At 73.1% G+C, this 19,684-nt stretch carries 22 protein-coding genes and 1 pseudogene; 11 read left to right on the top strand and 12 right to left on the bottom strand.

Going from position 1 to position 19,684, the window contains the following annotated elements; genetic code table 11:
- Positions 1–244: 244 nt before the first annotated feature.
- A complete protein-coding gene (locus ACFWP2_RS30530; protein WP_359897971.1) occupies positions 245–502 on the top strand; it encodes a DUF3073 domain-containing protein in 258 nt (85 codons plus the stop codon).
- Between the two features lie 197 nt (positions 503–699).
- On the opposite strand, the gene purM is transcribed toward ACFWP2_RS30530, so the two are convergent.
- From purM to ACFWP2_RS30515, 3 genes are all read right to left on the bottom strand, one after another.
- Entirely contained in the window at positions 700–1,785 is a 1,086-nt protein-coding gene (purM, locus tag ACFWP2_RS30525) for a phosphoribosylformylglycinamidine cyclo-ligase (protein ID WP_380457389.1), read from the bottom strand.
- A 107-nt stretch (positions 1,786–1,892) separates the two neighbouring features.
- Positions 1,893–3,476, bottom strand: a complete 1,584-nt coding sequence (purF, locus tag ACFWP2_RS30520; protein WP_380457386.1) for an amidophosphoribosyltransferase — start codon at positions 3,474–3,476, stop codon at positions 1,893–1,895.
- Positions 3,477–3,813: 337 nt separating this feature from the next.
- Positions 3,814–4,659: a diacylglycerol kinase gene (locus tag ACFWP2_RS30515; RefSeq protein WP_380457383.1), complete on the bottom strand. Its 846-nt coding sequence runs from the start codon at positions 4,657–4,659 to the stop codon at positions 3,814–3,816.
- A gap of 126 nt (positions 4,660–4,785) precedes the next feature.
- Here ACFWP2_RS30515 and ACFWP2_RS30510 point away from each other — a divergent pair, with 126 nt between their 5' ends.
- Both ACFWP2_RS30510 and ACFWP2_RS30505 read left to right on the top strand, forming a co-directional pair.
- Entirely contained in the window at positions 4,786–6,069 is a 1,284-nt protein-coding gene (locus ACFWP2_RS30510; protein WP_380457380.1) for an adenylosuccinate synthase, read from the top strand.
- A 168-nt stretch (positions 6,070–6,237) separates the two neighbouring features.
- Positions 6,238–6,840: a GNAT family N-acetyltransferase gene (locus ACFWP2_RS30505; RefSeq protein WP_380457378.1), complete on the top strand. Its 603-nt coding sequence runs from the start codon at positions 6,238–6,240 to the stop codon at positions 6,838–6,840.
- Between the two features lie 73 nt (positions 6,841–6,913).
- Here the strand turns inward: ACFWP2_RS30505 and ACFWP2_RS30500 are convergent, their stop codons facing one another.
- A complete protein-coding gene (locus ACFWP2_RS30500) occupies positions 6,914–7,069 on the bottom strand; it encodes a hypothetical protein (RefSeq protein WP_380457375.1) in 156 nt (51 codons plus the stop codon).
- Positions 7,070–7,405: 336 nt separating this feature from the next.
- On the opposite strand from ACFWP2_RS30500, the gene ACFWP2_RS30495 reads away from it, so the two are divergent.
- The 3 genes from ACFWP2_RS30495 to metG all read left to right on the top strand — a co-directional run bounded on the left by ACFWP2_RS30495 (position 7,406) and on the right by metG (position 10,383).
- Positions 7,406–8,254: a helix-turn-helix domain-containing protein gene (locus ACFWP2_RS30495; RefSeq protein ID WP_380457373.1), complete on the top strand. Its 849-nt coding sequence runs from the start codon at positions 7,406–7,408 to the stop codon at positions 8,252–8,254.
- Positions 8,251–8,451 carry a DUF397 domain-containing protein gene (locus ACFWP2_RS30490; protein ID WP_380457371.1) on the top strand — a complete coding sequence of 67 codons (201 nt, stop codon included), beginning with the start codon at positions 8,251–8,253 and terminating at the stop codon, positions 8,449–8,451. Before ACFWP2_RS30495 ends, ACFWP2_RS30490 begins: the two co-directional genes overlap by 4 nt.
- A gap of 198 nt (positions 8,452–8,649) precedes the next feature.
- Positions 8,650–10,383 carry a methionine--tRNA ligase gene (gene metG / locus ACFWP2_RS30485; protein WP_380457369.1) on the top strand — a complete coding sequence of 578 codons (1,734 nt, stop codon included), beginning with the start codon at positions 8,650–8,652 and terminating at the stop codon, positions 10,381–10,383.
- 136 nt (positions 10,384–10,519) lie between these two features.
- Here the strand turns inward: metG and cutA are convergent, their stop codons facing one another.
- The 5 genes and pseudogenes from cutA to ACFWP2_RS30460 form a co-directional block, all read right to left on the bottom strand.
- Positions 10,520–10,879: a divalent-cation tolerance protein CutA gene (gene cutA, locus ACFWP2_RS30480; RefSeq protein WP_380457367.1), complete on the bottom strand. Its 360-nt coding sequence runs from the start codon at positions 10,877–10,879 to the stop codon at positions 10,520–10,522.
- A 68-nt stretch (positions 10,880–10,947) separates the two neighbouring features.
- Complete coding sequence (locus ACFWP2_RS30475; protein ID WP_380457365.1) at positions 10,948–11,856, bottom strand: class I SAM-dependent methyltransferase; 909 nt, start codon at positions 11,854–11,856, stop codon at positions 10,948–10,950.
- Positions 11,857–11,898: 42 nt separating this feature from the next.
- Positions 11,899–12,021 (bottom strand): hypothetical protein, encoded by a 123-nt coding sequence (locus tag ACFWP2_RS30470; RefSeq protein WP_380457536.1) that lies wholly within the window; start codon positions 12,019–12,021, stop codon positions 11,899–11,901.
- A 92-nt stretch (positions 12,022–12,113) separates the two neighbouring features.
- Positions 12,114–12,380, bottom strand: a pseudogene (locus tag ACFWP2_RS30465) (FAD-dependent oxidoreductase); the annotation flags it as partial.
- 113 nt (positions 12,381–12,493) lie between these two features.
- Positions 12,494–13,456 (bottom strand): hypothetical protein, encoded by a 963-nt coding sequence (locus tag ACFWP2_RS30460; protein WP_380457363.1) that lies wholly within the window; start codon positions 13,454–13,456, stop codon positions 12,494–12,496.
- A 329-nt stretch (positions 13,457–13,785) separates the two neighbouring features.
- On the opposite strand from ACFWP2_RS30460, the gene ACFWP2_RS30455 reads away from it, so the two are divergent.
- Positions 13,786–14,064, top strand: coding sequence for a type II toxin-antitoxin system Phd/YefM family antitoxin (locus ACFWP2_RS30455; protein ID WP_380457361.1), 279 nt, complete (start codon positions 13,786–13,788; stop codon positions 14,062–14,064).
- Positions 14,061–14,465: a PIN domain-containing protein gene (locus ACFWP2_RS30450; protein ID WP_380457358.1), complete on the top strand. Its 405-nt coding sequence runs from the start codon at positions 14,061–14,063 to the stop codon at positions 14,463–14,465. The genes ACFWP2_RS30455 and ACFWP2_RS30450 overlap by 4 nt, the downstream gene beginning before the upstream one ends.
- Positions 14,466–14,534: 69 nt before the next feature.
- On the opposite strand, the gene ACFWP2_RS30445 is transcribed toward ACFWP2_RS30450, so the two are convergent.
- Positions 14,535–15,104, bottom strand: a complete 570-nt coding sequence (locus tag ACFWP2_RS30445) for a GNAT family N-acetyltransferase (RefSeq protein ID WP_380457356.1) — start codon at positions 15,102–15,104, stop codon at positions 14,535–14,537.
- Positions 15,105–15,127: 23 nt separating this feature from the next.
- Positions 15,128–16,027, bottom strand: coding sequence for an NAD(P)-binding domain-containing protein (locus tag ACFWP2_RS30440; protein ID WP_380457354.1), 900 nt, complete (start codon positions 16,025–16,027; stop codon positions 15,128–15,130).
- A gap of 106 nt (positions 16,028–16,133) precedes the next feature.
- On the opposite strand from ACFWP2_RS30440, the gene ACFWP2_RS30435 reads away from it, so the two are divergent.
- Complete coding sequence (locus ACFWP2_RS30435; protein WP_380457352.1) at positions 16,134–16,481, top strand: winged helix-turn-helix transcriptional regulator; 348 nt, start codon at positions 16,134–16,136, stop codon at positions 16,479–16,481.
- A gap of 66 nt (positions 16,482–16,547) precedes the next feature.
- Here ACFWP2_RS30435 and ACFWP2_RS30430 read toward each other — a convergent pair whose 3' ends face one another.
- Positions 16,548–16,970 (bottom strand): DUF350 domain-containing protein, encoded by a 423-nt coding sequence (locus ACFWP2_RS30430; RefSeq protein WP_380457522.1) that lies wholly within the window; start codon positions 16,968–16,970, stop codon positions 16,548–16,550.
- A gap of 244 nt (positions 16,971–17,214) precedes the next feature.
- Between ACFWP2_RS30430 and ACFWP2_RS30425 the strand changes: the two genes are divergently transcribed.
- Both ACFWP2_RS30425 and ACFWP2_RS30420 read left to right on the top strand, forming a co-directional pair.
- Positions 17,215–17,751 carry a GNAT family N-acetyltransferase gene (locus ACFWP2_RS30425; protein ID WP_380457350.1) on the top strand — a complete coding sequence of 179 codons (537 nt, stop codon included), beginning with the start codon at positions 17,215–17,217 and terminating at the stop codon, positions 17,749–17,751.
- A gap of 50 nt (positions 17,752–17,801) precedes the next feature.
- Positions 17,802–19,637: an NHL domain-containing thioredoxin family protein gene (locus ACFWP2_RS30420; RefSeq protein ID WP_380457348.1), complete on the top strand. Its 1,836-nt coding sequence runs from the start codon at positions 17,802–17,804 to the stop codon at positions 19,635–19,637.
- The last annotated feature ends 47 nt before the right edge of the window (positions 19,638–19,684 follow it).

Raw genomic sequence — 19,684 nt, 5'->3', positions numbered from 1 at the left:
ACGACGGACCTCAAACACCTCTGGACAGCGCGCAAAACGCCGCAAAACCTCCCTTGACCTGGGAAGACCTGGTCGCGGGTGCGGTCGGTGCGCGCCACGTCACACCGACGACGTACCGTCCAGCGGCGGAAACAGGTACCGTTAATGCTCCAAGGGACGGTCCTCCCATTCGGGCAGGCCGGTCCTGATCATGAACACGTGTCAGACTCGGGGCCGTGAGCCCCATCGTTGAGGGGGTCGACCCATGGGGCGCGGCCGGGCCAAGGCCAAGCAGACGAAGGTCGCCCGCGAGCTGAAGTACAACAGCGGCGGGTTCGACGCTAACCGTCTGTCCAACGAGCTGGGCGTATCTCCGTCCACCGCCTCGATCGAGCCGGAGCCGATCGAGGAGGAGGAGGAGGACGACCCGTACGCGGAGTACGCAGCCCGCTACGCCGACCTCGACGACGAGGACGACAACGGGCCAGGCACCGGGGCGTCGCAGGCCTCCCGCCGCTCGTAGCCACAGCAGTCCCGCCGACCGGTTCGGGCACCCGCCAGGGCGCCGGACCGGTCTTCGGCGTTCCCTCGTGCCTTCGGCGTCCCCTCGTGCCGGACCGCCCGCCCGGCGCTCCCCCGTACGGTCCGCCGACCGCCGCACCACGCGCGAGAGGGCCCCTCCGGTGCTCCGGAGGGGCCCTCTCGTCGTCACGGACCGGGTCAGCTCGCCCGGAAGCCCTCGTAGGCGTTGTAGAGGGCCGCGCCGCCCTCGTGCCCGTCGCCGCGCTCGACGATGTCGCCGAGCAGCCAGGCCTCCACGCCGCGGTCCTCCAGGATCGACAGCACGGCGTCCACCGAGTGCGGCGGGACGACCGCGACCATGCCGACGCCCATGTTCAGCGTCTTCTCGATCTCCAGGGTGGTCACCTTGCCGACCTCGGCGACGGTCTGGAAGACCGGCAGCGGGGTCCAGGTGCCGCGGTCCAGGCGGGCGTGCAGGCCGTCCGGGATCACCCGGGCCAGGTTGGCCGCCAGGCCGCCGCCGGTGACGTGCGAGAAGGCGTGCACCTCGGTGGCGCGGGTGAGCGCCAGGCAGTCCAGCGAGTAGATCCGGGTCGGCTCCAGCAGCTCCTCGCCGAGGGTGCGGCCGAACTCCTCGACCTTGCGGTCCAGCTTCCAGCCGGCCTCGTTCAGCAGCACGTGGCGCACCAGCGAGTAGCCGTTGGAGTGCAGGCCGGAGGCGGCCATCGCGATCACCACGTCGCCCGCCCGGACCCGGTCCGCGCCGAGCAGCGCGTCGGCCTCCACCACACCGGTGCCGGCGCCCGCGACGTCGTACTCGTCCGGGCCCAGCAGGCCCGGGTGCTCGGCGGTCTCGCCGCCGACCAGGGCGCAGCCGGCCAGCGCGCAGCCCTCGGCGATGCCCTTGACGATCGCGGCGACCCGCTCCGGGACGACCTTGCCGACGCAGATGTAGTCGGTCATGAACAGCGGCTCGGCGCCGCACACCACCAGGTCGTCGACGACCATGCCGACCAGGTCGTGGCCGATGGTGTCGTGCTTGTCCATGGCGGCGGCGATGGCCACCTTGGTCCCCACGCCGTCGGTGGCCGAGGCCAGCAGCGGCCGCTCGTAGTTCTTGAAGGCGGACGCGTCGAAGAGGCCGGCGAAGCCGCCGAGACCGCCGACCACCTCGGGGCGGTTGGCCTTCTTCACCCACTGCTTCATGAGCTCGACGGCGCGGTCGCCCGCCTCGATGTCGACACCGGCGGCGGCGTAGGTGGCGCCGTTCTGGTTGCTGGTCACTGCGGTGCGGCCCTCTCGGGTCTGGGCCCTCTCGGGTCCGGGGGCGTGGGGTACGGCTGGATGGAACAGCGGTGGGGCCCCGGTTCGCGGGACCCCACCGTGCGTTCTTACGGGCGGCGCAGCGCGTCGGCCGCGCCCGCCCCGCCGAGCAGCGACTGGACGCCGTCCAGGTCGCTGCCGCTGGTCGGCTTGCCGCGGACGGCCGGCGGCTGCTGGCCGCCCTTGATCTCGGCCTCCAGCAGGAGCTTGCCGAGCAGCGCCGGGTCCGGCAGCTCCATCGGGTACTCGCCGTCGAAGCAGGCCCGGCAGAGCCTGTCCTTGGGCTGCTTGGTGGCCTCGATCATGCCGTCGATCGAGATGTAGGCGAGCGAGTCGGCGCCGAGCGTGCGGCCGATCTCCTCGATGGTCATGCCGTTGGCGATCAGCTCCGCGCGGGTGGCGAAGTCGATGCCGAAGAAGCAGGGCCACTTCACCGGCGGCGAGGAGATCCGGATGTGGACCTCGGCCGCGCCCGCCTCGCGCAGCATCTTCACCAGCGCGCGCTGGGTGTTGCCGCGCACGATCGAGTCGTCCACGACCACCAGGCGCTTGCCCGCGATGACCTCGCGCAGCGGGTTGAGCTTGAGCCGGATGCCGAGCTGGCGGATGGTCTGGCTGGGCTGGATGAAGGTGCGGCCCACGTAGGCGTTCTTCACCAGGCCGGAGCCGTACGGGATACCGCTGGCCTCGGCGTAGCCGATCGCGGCGGGGGTGCCGGACTCGGGCGTCGCTATCACCAGGTCGGCCTCGACCGGGGCCTCCTTCGCCAGGCGGCGGCCCATCTCCACGCGGGAGAGGTGCACGTTGCGGCCGGCGATGGAGGTGTCGGGGCGGGCCAGGTAGACGTACTCGAACACGCAGCCCTTGGGCTTCGCCTCGGCGAAGCGGGAGGTGCGGATGCCGTTCTCGTCGATGGCGATGAGCTCGCCGGGCTCGACCTCGCGGATGAAGGAGGCGCCGCAGATGTCCAGCGCCGCCGTCTCGGAGGCGACCACCCAGCCGCGCTCCAGCCGGCCGAGCACCAGCGGGCGGATGCCCTGCGGGTCACGGGCGGCGTAGAGGGTGTGCTCGTCCATGAAGACGAGCGAGAACGCGCCCTTGACCTTGGGCAGCACGACCTTGGCCGTCTCCTCGATGGAGAGGTCCGGGTGGCCGGCGAGCAGCGCGGTCACCAGGTCGGTGTCATTGGTCGCGGCCGTCCGGCCGGAGCGCGAGACGTGCTCCTCGCCCGGCAGTTCGGCGACCATGGCCGCCAGTTCGGCGGTGTTCACCAGGTTTCCGTTGTGCCCGAGGGCCAGCGAACCGTGAACGGTCGCCCGGAAGGTCGGCTGGGCGTTCTCCCAGACCGAGGAACCGGTGGTCGAGTAGCGGGCGTGTCCGACGGCGATATGCCCGTGCAACGACCCCAGAGAGGCCTCGTCGAAGACCTGGGAGACGAGCCCCATGTCCTTGAAGACGAGAATCTGGGAGCCGTTGCTCACTGCGATGCCCGCGGATTCCTGACCGCGGTGCTGCAGGGCGTAAAGGCCGAAGAACGTGAGCTTGGCGACCTCCTCGCCGGGAGCCCAGACACCGAAGACGCCACACGCGTCCTGGGGGCCTTTCTCACCGGGAAGAAGATCGTGGTTGAGTCTTCCGTCACCACGTGGCACGCCTTCGAGTCTAGGGCAGTCGACTCGGGCTTTCGGACCCCGGGACTGCGGGTTTGTCCGGCGATCGCGAGTTAACGCGCGTAGACAAAACCCCTTACCGGCCCGGGATTTCGGGTGGGGGGAATTCCGGCGCGGGGCGGTTGGCCTTGTGGTTCGCGCCTGTTGGGGAGTTCGGTGCGCGTGGCGGCGGGGGTCGGGGCGCGGACGAACGTGAGCCTGCTCACCCGGGGTTCCCCCGCCGGTTTCCTGTCGGCCGTTCCCCGGTCTCCCGCCGGTTTCCCGCCGGTCGTTCCCGGTCGTTCCCGGTCGTTCCCGGTCGTTCCCGGTCGTTCCGCGGTCAGGCGGCCGGCAGCAGCAGGCCCCAGGCCCCCGGGTGCACCGTCCAGGTCCGCGCCCGGACCGGACCGACCGGGCGGCCGTCCGCCTCGTAGTCGAAGCCGCGCCCGACCACCGACACGCTCGCCGCCCGGGCGCGCACCAGGGCGCCGGAGGCGGCGACCACGACCTCCATCTCCCCCGTCCCGTCCGAGGCGCCGGACGGGAGCGTGACCTGGACCAGCCGGACCGGCCGGTGGACGTCCGCGAGCAGCCGGCCGTCGGCCTCGACCCGGACCCGGGAGCCGTGGTCGGCGCCGTCCGGAGTGAGTGCGTTCGCCTGCTCGGCCGCAGCCAGTTTCGCCCATAGCGAACGCCAGCCACCCGGACGGCCCACGGCGCGGCGCGCACCCCCGCCGGTGATCCGCACCCCGCCCAGCGCCACCCCGCCGCCGTCGTCCACCAGCAGGTCCAGCTTGCGCGGCGCGCCCGACAGCACCGCCCGCGCGGCCCGGACCGGCTCGCCCGGCACGCCGAGCGCGCGGGCCGCCGCCAGTTCCTCCGAGCGGCCGACCGGAACCATCCCCACCGGTTCGGCGCCCAGCTCACGCTGGCGGTGCAGGGCCTGGAGCACCCGCTGCAACGCGAGGTCGGAACCGATCACCACCGGTCGCCTCCGACCCCGGTGCGAAAGCACCCGGTCGAGCTCGGAAGGGCTCTCCGGAAAGGCCACCTTCGCGTCCGCACCCCCGCAGAGCACGTCCTTCGCGATCCGCACCGACTCGCCGTCGGTCTGCCGGGCCACCGGGTCGAGGAGCAGCAGGAGCGGCTCCGGGCCGCCGGTTGCAGGCGTGGACAGGGACGACACGACCGGTCCTTCCTCAGGTAATCTCTCGGTGCAAGAGCCCCTTGCGCCATTGCGCCAGGGGCTTCGTCTATCTCGGGGCAGACTGCGGCCTACGCAGGATGCCCCAACCGGAAGGGGTGTACGCCTGTGCCGGCACTCGTGCTCGTTGGCGCTCAGTGGGGAGACGAGGGCAAGGGGAAGGCCACCGACCTCCTCGGTGGCTCCGTGGACTACGTGGTCCGCTACCAGGGCGGCAACAACGCCGGTCACACGGTGGTCATCGGCGACCAGAAGTACGCCCTGCACCTGCTCCCTTCCGGAATCCTCAGCCCGAACGTGACGCCGGTGATCGGCAACGGCGTCGTGATCGACCCGGCCGTGCTGCTCTCCGAGCTGGCCGGCCTGAACGAGCGCGGCATCGACACCTCGAAGCTGCTGGTCTCGGGCAACGCCCACCTGATCACGCCGTACCACCGCACCCTGGACAAGGTCACCGAGCGCTTCCTCGGCAAGCGCCGGATCGGCACCACCGGCCGCGGCATCGGCCCGACCTACGCGGACAAGATCAACCGCGTCGGCATCCGGGTCCAGGACCTGTTCGACGAGTCGATCCTGCGCCAGAAGATCGAGGCGGCGCTGCACGACAAGAACCAGATCCTGGTCAAGCTGTACAACCGCCGCACCATCCCGGCCGACCTGGTGGTCGAGGAGTACCTGGGCTACGCGGAGAAGATCAAGCCCTTCCTCGCCGACACCACCCTCGTCCTGGACGAGGCGCTGAAGGCGAACAAGGTCGTCCTGCTGGAGGGCGGCCAGGGCACCCTGCTCGACGTCGACCACGGCACGTACCCCTTCGTGACCTCGTCGAACCCGACCGCGGGCGGCGCCTGCACCGGCGCCGGCATCGGCCCGACCAAGATCGACCGGGTCATCGGCATCCTCAAGGCGTACACCACCCGCGTCGGCTCCGGTCCGTTCCCGACCGAGCTGTTCGACGCGGACGGCGAGGCGCTGCGCCGGATCGGCGGTGAGCGCGGTGTCACCACCGGCCGCGACCGCCGCTGCGGCTGGTTCGACGCCGTCATCGCGCGCTACGCGACCCGGGTCAACGGCCTCACCGACTTCTTCCTCACCAAGCTGGACGTGCTGACCGGCTGGGAGCAGATCCCGGTCTGCGTCGCGTACGAGATCGACGGCAAGCGGGTCGAGGAGCTCCCCTACAACCAGTCGGACTTCCACCACGCCAAGCCGATCTACGAGACGCTGCCGGGCTGGACCGAGGACATCAGCAAGGCGAAGTCCTTCGCCGAGCTGCCGAAGAACGCCCAGGCGTACGTGAAGGCGCTGGAGGAGATGTCGGGCGCGCCGATCTCGGCCATCGGCGTCGGCCCGGGCCGCGACGAGACGATCCAGATCAACTCGTTCATCTGAGCCTGATCGCCTGACCGGTCACCGCCTGATCGCCTGCCGACCGGGCCGGCCGCTTCGAGGGCCCCGCGGGATTCGTCCCGCGGGGCCCTTGTTCTGCCCTGGAGCCCGAGTTTTGCACTAGTGCAGAAAGCTATTGCATCTAGTGCAGGGCCCCGCTACGTTCGGATCATGACCGCGAAGCTGCCCTCACCCGTCGTCCTCACCGGCCGCCACATCCGCCTGGAACCGCTGGAGCGCCGCCACCTCACCGACCTGTGGACCGCCATCGGCTCCGACCCCGAGGTCTGGCGCTGGACCATGGCGTCGGCGCCCGGCTCGGAGGAGGAGTGCGGCGCGATCCTCGACGCCCGGATCGCGGAGGCGGCCGCGGGCGAGTCGGTGAACTTCGCCGCCGTCGACCTCGCGAGCGGCCGGGCCGTCGGCGTCACCGGCTACCACGACTTCAGCGCGCGGGACGAGTCCGTGGAGATCGGCGGCACCTGGTACGCCCGCTCGGTCTGGCGGTCGGCGGTCAACACCGAGGCGAAGCTGCTGCTCCTGCGCCACGCCTTCGAGGACCTCGGCATGGGCCGCGTCTTCTGGAAGACCGACGCCCGCAACGAGCGCTCCCGCGCCGCGGTCCTGCGCCTCGGCGCCCAGTACGAGGGGACCCTGCGCCGCCACCGGCTGCGCCCCGACGGCAGCTGGCGGGACAGCGTCTACTTCTCGATGCTCGCCGACGAGTGGCCGGCGGCCGGGGCCCGCCTGGCGGAGCGGCTCGCCCGGGGCTGAGCCGCGGGCCGGCCGGGGCCGAGCCGCGGGCCGAGGCGCTCGCCAGGGCGCACCCGGCCGGGCCCGGCGGCTCCTACTTCCGGTCGCCCGAGGCGGAGTGGCCGGCCGCCAACTCGCGCTTCGCCGCGCGCAGTTCGGAGGGCTGGATGTTCACCAGCCAGACCAGCCAGCCGACGAACAGGACGGCGAGCAGGAGCGCCGACAGTCCGGCGACGAGAAGCGCATTCACCGGGATGCGGAAATGCGCCGGGGAGGGTGGGGCCGGTGGGGAAGGCCTGGTGGCGTGGGGAGGGGCATGGCTGTCTCCGGTCGGTGATTTCGGGCGCCGCGACCATGCATCTGATGTGTCATTACGGCCGATTGACGACTGTTTGACGACTGTTTAGGCGGCAACAAGTCAGCGAGTGACACGGACGACCATAGGGTCAAGGTGCCAGAGTTGCTACCGAGCGCGAGGACGTTCACTCCATCGTGGGGTATCCCCCATTTCGGTAGCTAGGGCCCGGCACGCGCGGCACACTTCACCGGAAGCATCGACGCCAGCCGCGACCCGGAGAAGAGAGTCATGCCACCCCGCTTGTCGCCGACCGTGCGCCAACAGCGCCTCGGGATCGAGTTGCGCAGGATGCGCGAGCTCGTGGGCGTCACGCCCAAGAGCCTGGCCGCCACCATCGGCACCGACCTGCCGAAGATCTCCCAGATGGAGAACGGGAAGTCGGGCATCAGCGCCGAGCGGCTCCGGATCTGGGCACACACCTGCGGCTGCGAGGACGGCCCCTACCTGGACGCGCTGCTGGCGATGACCCAGGACCGGCGCAAGTACTGGTGGGACGGCTACCGCGGCCGGCTGCCGAACGCGATCATCGACATCGCGGAGATGGAGCACCACGCGTCCTCCCTCTCCATCCTGAACAGCACGTTCATCCCCGGCCTGCTGCAGACCCCGGACTACGCCGCCGCGGTGTTCGAGCGCCTGCCCCCGCAGTACCGGCAGGAGGCCGAGGTCCGGAAGGCGTTCCGGATCCGGCGCCAGCAGATCTTCGTCGACCACCCGAAGCCGTACAGCGCGTTCCTGCACGAGTCCGCGCTGCGCATGCAGTTCGGCGGTCCGGACGTGCTGCGCGACCAGCTGCGGAGCCTGCTGGAGAATTCCGAACGGCCCGGTGTGGAGATCCGGGTGATCCCGTTCAGCGTGCCCACCTACACCGGCTCCGGAGAGAGCCTGTACCTCGCCCGCGGGCCCGTCCCGGAACTCGACACCGTCCAGATCGACCTCTCCCACGGGCCCACGTTCGTGCACACCCAGGCCGAACTGGCCTCCTACCGACGGATCAAGGAGGAGACCGCGGCCATCGCGCTCGGGCTGTACGAGTCCCGGGACTTCATCCGGGCCTTGCTGAAAGACTTCGCATGAGTAGCTGGCGCAAGGCCTCGGCGAGCGGTGAGAGCACCGACTGCGTCGAGGTCAGAGCGGCGGGCGAGCTGGTGGAGATCCGCGAGTCGGACCGGCCCGAGGTCGTCGTGCAGACCACCCCGCGCAAGTGGGCCGCCTTCGTCCGCGGGGTGAAGTCCGGGGAGTTCGACCGGTACGGCGACTTCGGCCGGCCGTGACCTCCGGCCCGCCCCGGCCGTGAGGCCCGCACCTCCCGAAGGCGAGGTCCAGCCCATCCTGAACGCGAGGTCCGCCCCCGGCCCGCCGCGCGCCAGGGCCCTCCCCTTGCCCTAGGCTTGCAGCCCACAGTGGACCCCTTCGCCTGACACGGCACTCCGGGTGGGATGCGCGTGCGGGAGAAATCGGAGCATCCGAGGATGGCTCGGCACCTGATCACCAGCGCCCTTCCGTACATCAACGGGATCAAGCACCTGGGCAACATGGTCGGGTCCATGCTCCCGGCGGACGTCTACTCCCGCTACCTGCGCCGACGAGGGCACGAGGTGCTCTTCATCTGCGCCACCGACGAGCACGGCACGCCCGCCGAACTGGCCGCCCAGGAAGCCGGGTTGCCGGTCGCGGAGTTCTGCGCCCGGGCGCACGGGGCGCAGCGGGCGGTGTACGACGGCTTCGGGCTCTCCTTCGACCACTTCGGCCGCAGCTCCTCGCCGCAGAACCGGGAGATCACCCAGGAGATCGCCCGCGAGCTGCAGCGCAACGGCTTCATCGAGGAGCGCGCGATCCGCCAGGTGTACTCCAACGCCGACGGCCGCTTCCTGCCGGACCGCTACATCATCGGCACCTGCCCGCACTGCGGCTACGACAAGGCCCGCGGCGACCAGTGCGAGAACTGCACCCGGGTGCTCGACCCGACCGACCTACTGGAGCCGCGGTCGGCGATCAGCGGCAGCTCCGACCTGGAGGTCCGGGAGACCCGCCACCTGTTCCTGCTCCAGTCCAAGCTCACCGAGGAGGTCGACGACTGGGTCGCCGCCCACGCCGACGACTGGCCGGTGCTGGCCTCCTCGATCGCCCGCAAGTGGCTGACCGAGGGCCTCCAGGACCGCTCGATCACCCGCGACCTGGAGTGGGGCGTCCCGGTACCGGCCGACGTGTGGCCCGAACTGGCCGCCGAGGGCAAGGTGTTCTACGTCTGGTTCGACGCCCCGATCGAGTACGTCGGCGCCACCAAGGAATGGGCCGACGCGGCCCCGGCCGGCCAGCTGCGGGACTGGAAGTCCTGGTGGTACGAGGCCGACGAGACCGTCCGCTACACCGAGTTCATGGCCAAGGACAACGTCCCCTTCCACACCGTGATGTTCCCGGCCACGCTGCTCGGCTCACGCCGCCCGTGGAAGAAGGTCGACTACGTCAAGGCCTTCAACTGGCTGACGTACTACGGCGGGAAGTTCTCCACCAGCCAGCGGCGCGGCGTCTTCACCGACGTCGCGCTGGAGCTGCTGCCCGCCGACTACTGGCGCTACTTCCTGATGGCGCACGCACCCGAGTCGGACGACTCCAGCTTCACCTGGGACCTGTTCGCCTCCGTGGTCAACAAGGACCTCGCCGACACCCTCGGCAACTTCGTCAACCGGGTGCTCACCTTCAGCCGCAAGCGCTTCGGCGGCGACGTCCCGGGCGGGCACGCGCCGGGCGAGGCAGAGCAGCGCCTCGGCGAGCAGGTCGCCGCGCTGCTCGCCGAGTACGAGGCCCAGCTGGACGCGCTGAGCTTCCGCAAGGCGGCGCAGGCCCTGCGCGCGCTGTGGAGCGCCGGCAACGCCTACCTGGACGAGAAGGCGCCCTGGCAGCAGGTGAAGACCGACCCGGAGGCGGCGGCGCTGACCCTGCGCACCGCGATGAACCTGATCCACCTGTACGCGGTGGTCTCCGAGCCGTTCATCCCGGCCGCGGCGGCGGCCATGCGCGGGGCCTTCGCGCTGCCCGAGGACTCCCCGGCCGCCACCCGGGACTGGATCAGCCCGCAGGAGGCGCGGACGCTGGACCTGGTGCCGGCCGGGACGGCGTTCACGGTGCCGCCGGTGCTGTTCGCCAAGATCACGGACGAGGACCTGGCGGCCTGGACGGCGCGCTTCGGCGGCTCGGCGGGCTGAACGGTGTGAACCGCGGGACGGCGGCGGGGGCCGGGGGTTCGCCCGGGCCCCGCCGCCGCGCTGCGTGTGACGCCATCCCCCGCCGACGTGTCGCGCGTGCCGGCCGTACCGGCCCTCCCGGAGGTCGCGCCCCGAGCTACTCGGGCCGCTCCGGGGCGGCCACCGCGTCCGCCGTCTCCTCGGCCACCCAGGCGAGGTAGTCCGCGCCGCCGCCCGCCACCGGGACGGCGATCAGCTCGGGCGTCTCGTAGGAGTGCCGCCCGGACACGAACGCGCCCAGCCGGTCCACGAGTTCGGCCCTGGTCTTGAGGTCGATCCGCCACTCCCCGGCGTCCTGCACCTCGCCGTCCCACCAGTACACCGACCGTACGGGGTACACCTGGGCGCAGGCCGCCAGCCTCTCCCGCACCACGGCGGCCGCCAGCGCCCGGGCCTGCTCCTCGCTCTCGTGGGTCGTGGTCACCACGACGACGCCGCCCTGCTCGTTCGCTGCCATGCCCCGACGGTATCCCGGGGCCGGGCGGCGGAACCGGCCGAACCGGCCGAACCGGCGGAGCCGCCGGGTCAGTCCCGGCGGGCCGTGTGGACGGTCATCGCGGAGAGGTAGAAGGCGTCCGGGCGGTGCAGGATGCCGGTGGGGGCGTCCTCGGCGAGCAGGGCCTCCAGGGTGGCCCGGTCCTCGGCGTCGAGCTGCTCGGCGAGCTGGTCGTGCCGGCGGGTCAGCTGGGTGTGCAGGTAGCGGCGGACGGGTCCGGCGAGCGGGGCGGGGTGGTCGACCAGGAAGGTGCGGGTGCCCGTCGGAGTCAGTCCGGCCCGCCGCAGCATGGCCGGCCAGTCCTCGATCTCCGCGGTGCTGCCGGGCAGTTCGGCCCGCATGGTGCTGAAGCCGTCCTCGTGGGCGGCGTCCATCCGGGCCTGGAAGCCGGGCCGGCCGAGGCCGAAGTCGCGCGGCAGGTAGCGCGCCGGCAGGCCGCTCTCCGCGACGGCGAGCAGACCGCCGGGCCGCAGCACCCCGGCGAGCGAGGTGAGCGCGGCCTGCTGGTCGCCCAGGTGGTGGACGGCGTTGCCGGACCAGATCAGGTCGGCCTCGCCGAGCTTGCCGAACTCGGCGGGCAGGTCGGCCTGTTGGGTGCCGAGCCGGCCGCCGGAGCGGGTCCGGGCGCGCTCCAGCAGGGCGGCCGACTGGTCGACGGCCACCACCTCGGCCGCCGGGAAGACCTCCGCCAGCAGTCCGGCGATCACCCCGGGCCCGCTGCCGACGTCGAGGACCCGCCGCACCTCGCCCTCCCCGCGCAGGCCGAGCAGCCACCGCCCGGCCTCGGTGACGGCGCCGGCCCGCAGGTCGGCCTCCAGCTCCAGGTGCGCGGCGAGCGCGTCCCAGTCGAGGTCGGCGGCGGGAACGTGCCCGTGGGCATGGCCGTGGGAGTGGGAGTGGGAGTGGCCGTGGGAGTGGCCGTGCTGGTGCGCTGACATCCGGATTCTCCGATCGTGGGTGGGTTGACGAAAGCTTCCCGCTCAGGCGGGCAGGGCGGCGCCGGACGCGCGGTACCGCTCCACCGCCCGGTCGAGCTCCTCCGCCGCGAGGTCGTGGTCGAGCGCGAAGGCCGCCGCCGCGCCCATCCCGGCGGCGGTGACCACCTGGGCCCGGGGGTCGGCGACGTTGCCGACCGCCCAGACGCCGGGAAGGCTGGTGCGGCCGGACCGCTCCCCTCGGTGTGCTCGGTGTGCTCGACCCGGGCGTCGATCAGGTCCACCCCGTACCGGGCGACCTCGTCCCGCCCGACCGCCAGCAACGCCGCCGGGGGCATGCCGTCCCGGCTCAGGTAGCCGTGCAGGTGAGCGGCGGGCGCGTTGCGCGGCTCGCCGGCGTCCACCACGGCGACCCGGCGGCGGGCCCGGCCCAGCACCAGCGCGGCGTTCAGTCCCGCCGCTCCGGCGCCGACCACCACCACGTCGTAGCGTTCGCGCTCCCTGATCCCGTCCGTCCCGGCCGTCATCGCCGTCCCGGTCGTCATCGCCGTTTCGCCCATGTCGCTCACCTCCACCGCCAGGCTGCGGCCCGCCTCACCGCAGCGGCAAGCTTTGTTGCCGCCTCAGCAAACCGCCGGGGTCACGCCCCCGTCCGCCGCCAGTACGACCGGGCGGCCACCGCCAGTGCGACCCCGTACCCGGCGAACCCGCACATCCCGACCCAGGCGATCTCCAGCGCGCTCTGCTCACTCGCGAACTCGCCCAGCCTGATCCGCGTCAGCCCGGCGGTGCACAGCGTCAGGTAGCCGATCCCGACCACCCCGTACGGCGCCAGCGTGGCCGCGCCCAGCAGGGCCGGGGTGAGCGGCAGCCAGCGCGGCACCCGGCGGCCGCGCAGCGGCAGGGTCCAGCGCGGGAAGACCTGCCCCCACGGGCGGACCAGCCCCCAGAGCAGGAACACCCCGAGCAGTGCCAGCAGCGCGGTGCCGTCGAGCCCCCAGCGTTCCAGGGCGAGCCAGATCCCGGAGGAGCCGTTGCGCACGTAGCTCGCGTACATCTGGTCGCCGCTGACCCCGGCGAAGCTGCCGCCGAACGCCCAGAGCAGCTTCATCAGCACGTACGGGACGAAGGCCAGGGTGCCTGCCCAGGCGACGAGTCGGACGACCGGCGGGGCCGCCGAGGGAACCGGCGCCGCCCGTTCGGCCCGGGCGGCCCGGCCGCCCCGGCCGCCGCGGGCGCCGGGCCGCAGATCCCGGGCGCTGCCGGCCAGCAGCACCGCCCCCAGCGCCGCGAGGGCGCGCTCCACGGTGTCGGGGACGCTGTCCACCGGCTGGCCGAAGAGCAGCGTCACCAGGTCCATCAGCAGGCTCCAGGCCCCGGCCGCGGCCACCCCGCACAGCAGCCACAGCAGCGGCCGCAGCACCCGCACCGGCTTCCGTCGCACCACCGCCAGGCCGGCGGCCGCCGAGGCGACCCCCACGCCGGCCACCACCCACCCCGGCCAGTGCGCACCGAACAGCCGCGTCCCGCCCAGCGCGCACCCCAGCCCGAACCCGGCGTACCCGAGGCCCCAGCCGGTCACCGCCCACCCGTTCCTCACCATGCCGACAGGCTCGCCCGCGCCACCCCCGCCGCTCCTCCCCCGGCGCGGTGATCCGGCTCCCCCGCCCGGGGGAGCCCGGCCGCACCCGCGCCGGAACGAGCTCCACCGCCGAGGATCCGGCGCGCAACCGACTCACCGGCGAGGGGCGGCCGGGCGGGGCGCCGCGTCCTCCGCCGCCCCGACATCGGGGTGAGCGCCCACCGCCCGACACGATGACGGTCGACTCCGCCGGAACCCCGCGTTCCGCGACCTGCCCGGCCGCGGCGGCCGGGCCGGGCAGGGCCGAAAATTTCGCTACACAGCGCATTACGGCGCGATACACTGGCCCCATGAAGACCATCACGCAGCGCGAACTCGCGGCGCGGTCCAAGGCCGTACTCGACGACGTCGAAGCCGGCGAGATCTACCACGTCACACGCAACGGCACGGAGATCGCCGAAGTCCGACCGATCAACAGCCGCCGACGGTTCGTCCCCGTGGAAGAGCTTCAACGCAAGTGGCGGAACGCGCCTGCGGTCGACGCCGCACAGCTGCGGGCCGAGGCCGACGCCTTCTACGGCGACGAGGACCGGGTCGATGGCGGCAACGACCCGTGGGAGCGCGCATGAGCGAACGACGCCAGCGCGGACTGCTCGACACCTGCGTGGTGATCGACCTGCCGCAGATCGATCCGGACCTCCTGCCGGTGGAGGTCGCCGTGCCCGCTGTCGTACTGGCAGAACTCTCACAAGGCGTCGCCATGGCCAAGGACCCGGTGCAGATGCTGGCCAGGGCCCAACGGCTGGCAGACGTGGAGGCGGAGTTCGCCGCCCTCCCGTTCGACCGTGAGGCCGCCCGGCGATTCGGAACACTGGTCGCGCTCACGATCCAGGCCCGGCGCGATCCTCGCCCTCGCCGCATGGACCTGATGATCGCTGCCACTGCCGCCGCCCATGGCCTGCCGCTCTACACCCGGAACACGGACGACTTCATCGGCCTGGAGGCAGGCATCGAGGTCATCGCGGTGTAGCCCTCCCCGGCCTTCTCCCGCATTCCCGGCCTCTTCCCGCCCGGCCGCGGCGGCCGGGCGGGGCGGGGGTCAGCCCCGCGGGGCCGCGAAGCAGTGGACGGTGACGGTGCGTCCGGAGGGCCACCGCTGGTCGCCGCTGCCGAGGTGGGTCCAGTCGAGGCGGCGGTAGAGGGCCACGGCGGCGGTGTCGGTGGCGAGCACGTCGAGGACGGGGTGCAGGCCGAGCGCCCGCGCGTGCGCCACGGCGCAGGCCAGCAGCCGGGCGCCGATGTGCTGGCCGCGCGCCCTGGGGGCGACGTAGAGCCTGCCGATCACGGCGGTGAGCTCCGGGCGGCCGCCGGTGCGCCGGCTCCACAGGGCGGGGGCGAGGTCGTCCGGGGCGCTGCGGGCGAGCCCGACGTGTCCGCCGAGCCGGCCGTCCGACTCGGCGATCCAGGCGGCGAGCAAGCCGTCCGGGGTCAGCCAGGCGGCGGGGCGGTCGGGCCAGTCGGCGGGATAGCCGTCGGTGGTGTGGACGTCGCCCAGCACCCGGACGCAGTCGGCGAGGTCGTCGGCGCGGCGCGGTCTGACGACCACCCCCGCTCCGGCCTGCCCTGGGTCGGACGCGACGACGGTGGCGCGTTCTTCGAGGTCTGCCATGCCGGTACGTTACCGGCCGGCCTTCACCGTCGCAGCAGGTCGACGACCCCGGTCAGGTCCTCCTCGCCGCCACCGGCCTCCAGCCGCCGCTCCATCAACCGGAAGTACGGCTCCAGGAGTTCGGCGCTCACCCGCTGCTCCTCGGCGGTGCGCAGCAGCGTCTCCTTGCCGGCCACCTGCATCGCCAGGTTGGACACCACGTCCCGGGTGTAGTCGCCGCTCTCCAGCTGCGCCGCCGTCCTGGCCACCGAGCCGGACATCGCGGTCAGCCAGTCGCCCAGCAGCGGCGCCAGCCCGCTCGGCGCCACGGCCTCGCCGCGGACCAGCGCGAAGGCGTGCGCGATCCCGGCGAGCATCCCGTACATCCCGCTGAGCAGCGCCACGTCGTGCAGCGCGGCGAACCCGGCGTCCGCGCCCACGTACCGGGTGCCGGCCGGGACGGCGAGGGCGCCCGCGTGCTCCTGGAACAGCTCGGACGAGCCGCTGTAGAACACGTACGCCCCGGCCGCCGGGACGCCGATCATCGGCGGGACGGCCATGATGCCGCCGTCCAGGTAGCGGGCGCCGCGCTCCTCGGCCCAGGCGGCACGGGCGCGCGCCTGCCCGGGGGTGCTGGTGACCAGGTTGACCAGGTCCTTGCCGGTCAGGTCGACGCCGTCCAGCGCCGCGGGCACGGAGGCGTCGTCGAGGAGGCAGACGACGACCAGCCGGTTCGCGGCGACGGCCTCCGTGACGGTGGCGGCGACGGTGGCACCGCGGGCGGCGAGCGCCTCGGCGCGGGCGGCGGTGCGGTTCCAGACGGTCAGCGGGTGGCCGGCGGCGAGCCAGGCCTCGGCCAGCGCGGTGCCCATCGCGCCGAGGCCGAGCAGGGTGAGCGGGGTGAGCGGGGTCCTGGACGCGTTCTCAACGGGGTTGGTTTCCATGGCAGTCAGCCTCCGCGCCGCCCCCCGAAACGATCAAGTACGCACTTCGAAGTGGGTGGTTACCCTGGGGTGAGCATCGAGGTGGCGGGAGCCGGGAGGGGCGGGCATGGCGATCGTGTCGAGGCCGGGGGCGCACATCTGCGGGACCGACGCCGCGATGGACGTGATCGGCGGCAAGTGGAAGGTGTCGATCCTCTGGGCCCTGGGCGAACGCCCGCGCTGCCGCTTCGGCGAACTGCGCAGGCTGCTGCCGGGGATCACCGAGAAGGTGCTGGCCGCGCACCTGCGCGAGATGGAGGCGCACGGCATCGTGCACCGGGAGGCGTACGAGGAGGTGCCGCCCCGGGTCGAGTACGCGCTGACCGAGGCGGGGCACCGCCTCAACACGGCGCTGGGGCCGCTGGGGGACTGGGGGCGGGAGCACGTCCTGGGCCGGGCACCCCACCCGGCCTGAGCCCCGCCGGCCTGAACTCCCCCGGCCCCCCAGTGCCCGTCCCCCGGCCCGGGCTCCCCCGCGGCTTCAGGCGATCGCGGCCGACACCACCGCCGCCACCGCGATGTTGCAGGCGGCGGACACCCACACCGCCGGGTGCGGCTCCGGGTCGACCAGGATCTCGCCGAGCTTGCCCGGCGTCAGCAGGTCCACCAGCCAGAACGCGACGGCCATCAGCAGCAGCCCGAGCAGGCCGTAACAGGCCGTCGACGCCAGGCCCTTGCCGAAGTCGGCGTAGGTGTACATGATCGCGGTGAAGACGATGCCGCCGATGCCGAGCAGTGCGGAGCTGAGCAGGACGGCGGCGTTGCGGTTGCGCTCGACCCAGATCTGCCGGCCGAGCTTGCCGGGCGTCAGCAGGTCGACCAGGCCGATGCCGAGGAGCAGCAGCACCACGCCGAGGGCGCCGTAGGCCGCCGCCGCGCCGAGCCCGTGCAGAATGTCGTTCATCGTGGTCCAGCCCCCGGTCCGCTCAACACCGTCCCCCTCGACCGTGCCGGCCGGGGCCCTGACCAGCCTGGTCAAGGGTTGGCAAAAGATACCCCACCCGGGTGAGGGACGGACCGGGGATCCGGAAACCGGGGACGGCTCGCTCCTGCTCGTGCACCGGGTGGTCGCGGCAGGCCGCGACGGCGCCCTGGGCACCGACCGGAAACCCGTCGCACGGCGGCCCCCGATCGCCTTCAATACCGCCATGCACCCCGACCCCACCTCCGATCTCACCACCGCCGAGCTGCGCAGCGAGCGACTCGACCTGCTGCCGATCGCCCCCGGGCACGCCGAGGAGCTGGCGGCCGCGCTCGCCGACCCGGCCCTGCACGCCTTCACCGGCGGCCGCCCGGCCACCGTCGAGGAGCAGCGCGCCCGCTGCGGCAGGCTCGCGGCCGGCTCCCCCGACCCGGCCGAGGCCTGGGGCAACTGGGTGCTGCGGCTGCGCGCCGACGGCGCCCTCACCGGCTACGTGCAGACCACCGTCCGCCCCGACGGAGCCGAACTCGCCTGGGTGGTCGGCACCCCGTGGCAGGGCCGCGGCCTGGCCACCGAGGCCGCCCGCACCCTGCTCGCCCACCTCGCCGCCGCCGGCGTCACCACCGCCGTCGCCCACATCCACCCCGACCACCACGCCTCCGCCGCCGTCGCCCGCGCCCTCGGCCTGCGCCCCACCGCCCACACCGAGGACGGCGAGACCCGCTGGCAGTCCGACCTCACCCGGCCGCGCCCTGCCACCTGAAGGTCCCCGCCACCGGAATGCGGGCACCCGGCGTGCGGTTTGATTGACGCATGGCATCTCGTGCACGTGTACGCGCCCCCGAGCTGGTCGGGGCAGGCGGTTGGCTGAACACCGGCGGCAAGGAGCTCACGCTCGCCGACTTCCGGGGCAAGATCACCATCCTGGACTTCTGGACCTTCTGCTGCATCAACTGTCTGCACGTCCTGGACGAGCTGCGGGAGCTGGAGGAGAAGCACCGCGACACCGTGGTGATCGTCGGGGTGCACTCGCCGAAGTTCGTGCACGAGGCCGACCACCAGGCCGTCGTCGACGCCGTCGCCCGCTACGAGGTGCACCACCCGGTGCTGGACGACCCGGCGCTGGTCACCTGGAAGCAGTACGCCGTACGGGCCTGGCCGACGCTGGTGGTGATCGACCCGGAGGGCTACGTGGTCGCCCAGCACGCCGGCGAGGGCCACGCCCACGCGCTCGCCCGGCTGGTCGAGGAGCTGGAGGCCGAGCACGCCGCGAAGGGCACGCTGCGCCGCGGCGACGGCCCGTACGTGGCGCCGGAGCCGACCGCCGGGGACCTGAAGTTCCCCGGCAAGGCGGTCCGGCTGCCGAACGGCCGCTTCCTGGTCGCCGACTCCGGTCACCACTCGCTGGTCGAGCTGGCCGAGGACGGCGAGACGGTGGTGCGCCGGATCGGCGACGGGCGGCGCGGCCTGGTGGACGGCGACGGCGCGGACGGCGACGGCCCGCGGTTCAGTGAGCCGCAGGGTCTCGCGCTGCTCCCGGAGGGCCACCCGTACGACTTCGACGTGGTCGTGGCCGACACCGTCAACCACGCCCTGCGCGGCGTGCGCCTCGCCGACGGCCGGGTGACCACCCTGGCCGGTACCGGCCGCCAGTGGTGGCAGGGCTCGGCCACCGAGGGCGCGGCCCGCGAGGTGGACCTCTCCTCGCCGTGGGACGTCGCCTGGTTCGACGGCCGGGTGTGGATCGCGATGGCCGGCGTGCACCAGCTCTGGTCGTACGACCCGGCCGCCGGCACCGTCGCGGTCGCGGCCGGCACCACCAACGAGGGCCTGGTGGACGGGCCGGCCGCCGAGGCCTGGTTCGCCCAGCCGTCCGGTCTCGCGGTGTCGGCGGACGGCGAGCGGCTCTGGGTCGCCGACTCCGAGACCTCCGCGCTGCGCTGGGTTTCACGTGAAACAGGGACGGTCCACTCCGCCGTCGGCACCGGCCTGTTCGACTTCGGTCACCGCGACGGCGCGGCCGGTCAGGCGCTGTTCCAGCACCCGCTGGGCGTCACCGTGCTGCCGGACGGCTCGGTGGCCGTCGCCGACACCTACAACCACGCGCTGCGCCGCTACGACCCGGCGAGCGGCGAGGTCAGCACGCTGGCCACCGACCTGCGCGAGCCCTCCGGGGCGGTGCTGGTAGACGGCGACATCGTGGTGGTCGAGTCGGCCCGGCACCGGCTGACCCGGCTGCGGCTGCCGGAGGAGGCGGTGCGGGTCGAGTCGGTGGCGCACCGCACCCAGCGCGCGGCCACCGAGGTCGCCCCGGGCGCGTTCCGGCTGGACGTGGTCTTCGAGGCGCCGAACGGCCAGAAGCTGGACGAGCGCTACGGCCCCTCCACCCGGCTGCTGGTCAGCGCGACCCCGCCCGAGCTGCTGGTCTCCGGCGCGGGCGCGGACAGCGACCTCTCCCGTGAGCTGGTGCTCTCCGCCGAGGTCGCCGAGGGTGTGCTGCACGTGTCGGCGATGGCCGCCTCCTGCGACGACGACCCGGAGATCGAGTATCCGGCCTGCCACGTGCACCAGCAGGACTGGGGCGTGCCGGTGAAGCTGGTCGCCGACGGCGCCCGCCGGCTGCCGCTGGTCCTGGCCGGGATGGAGTAGCCGGGGTGCGGCGACCGGGCCCGGCGGCGAGACGCTCTCCGCCGGGC

This window comes from Kitasatospora sp. NPDC058444 (genome assembly GCF_042721415.1).
Classification (GTDB): domain Bacteria; phylum Actinomycetota; class Actinomycetes; order Streptomycetales; family Streptomycetaceae; genus Kitasatospora.
The sequence above is the reverse complement of the archived record's forward strand: the minus strand, read 5'-3'. Positions and strand labels throughout refer to the sequence as shown.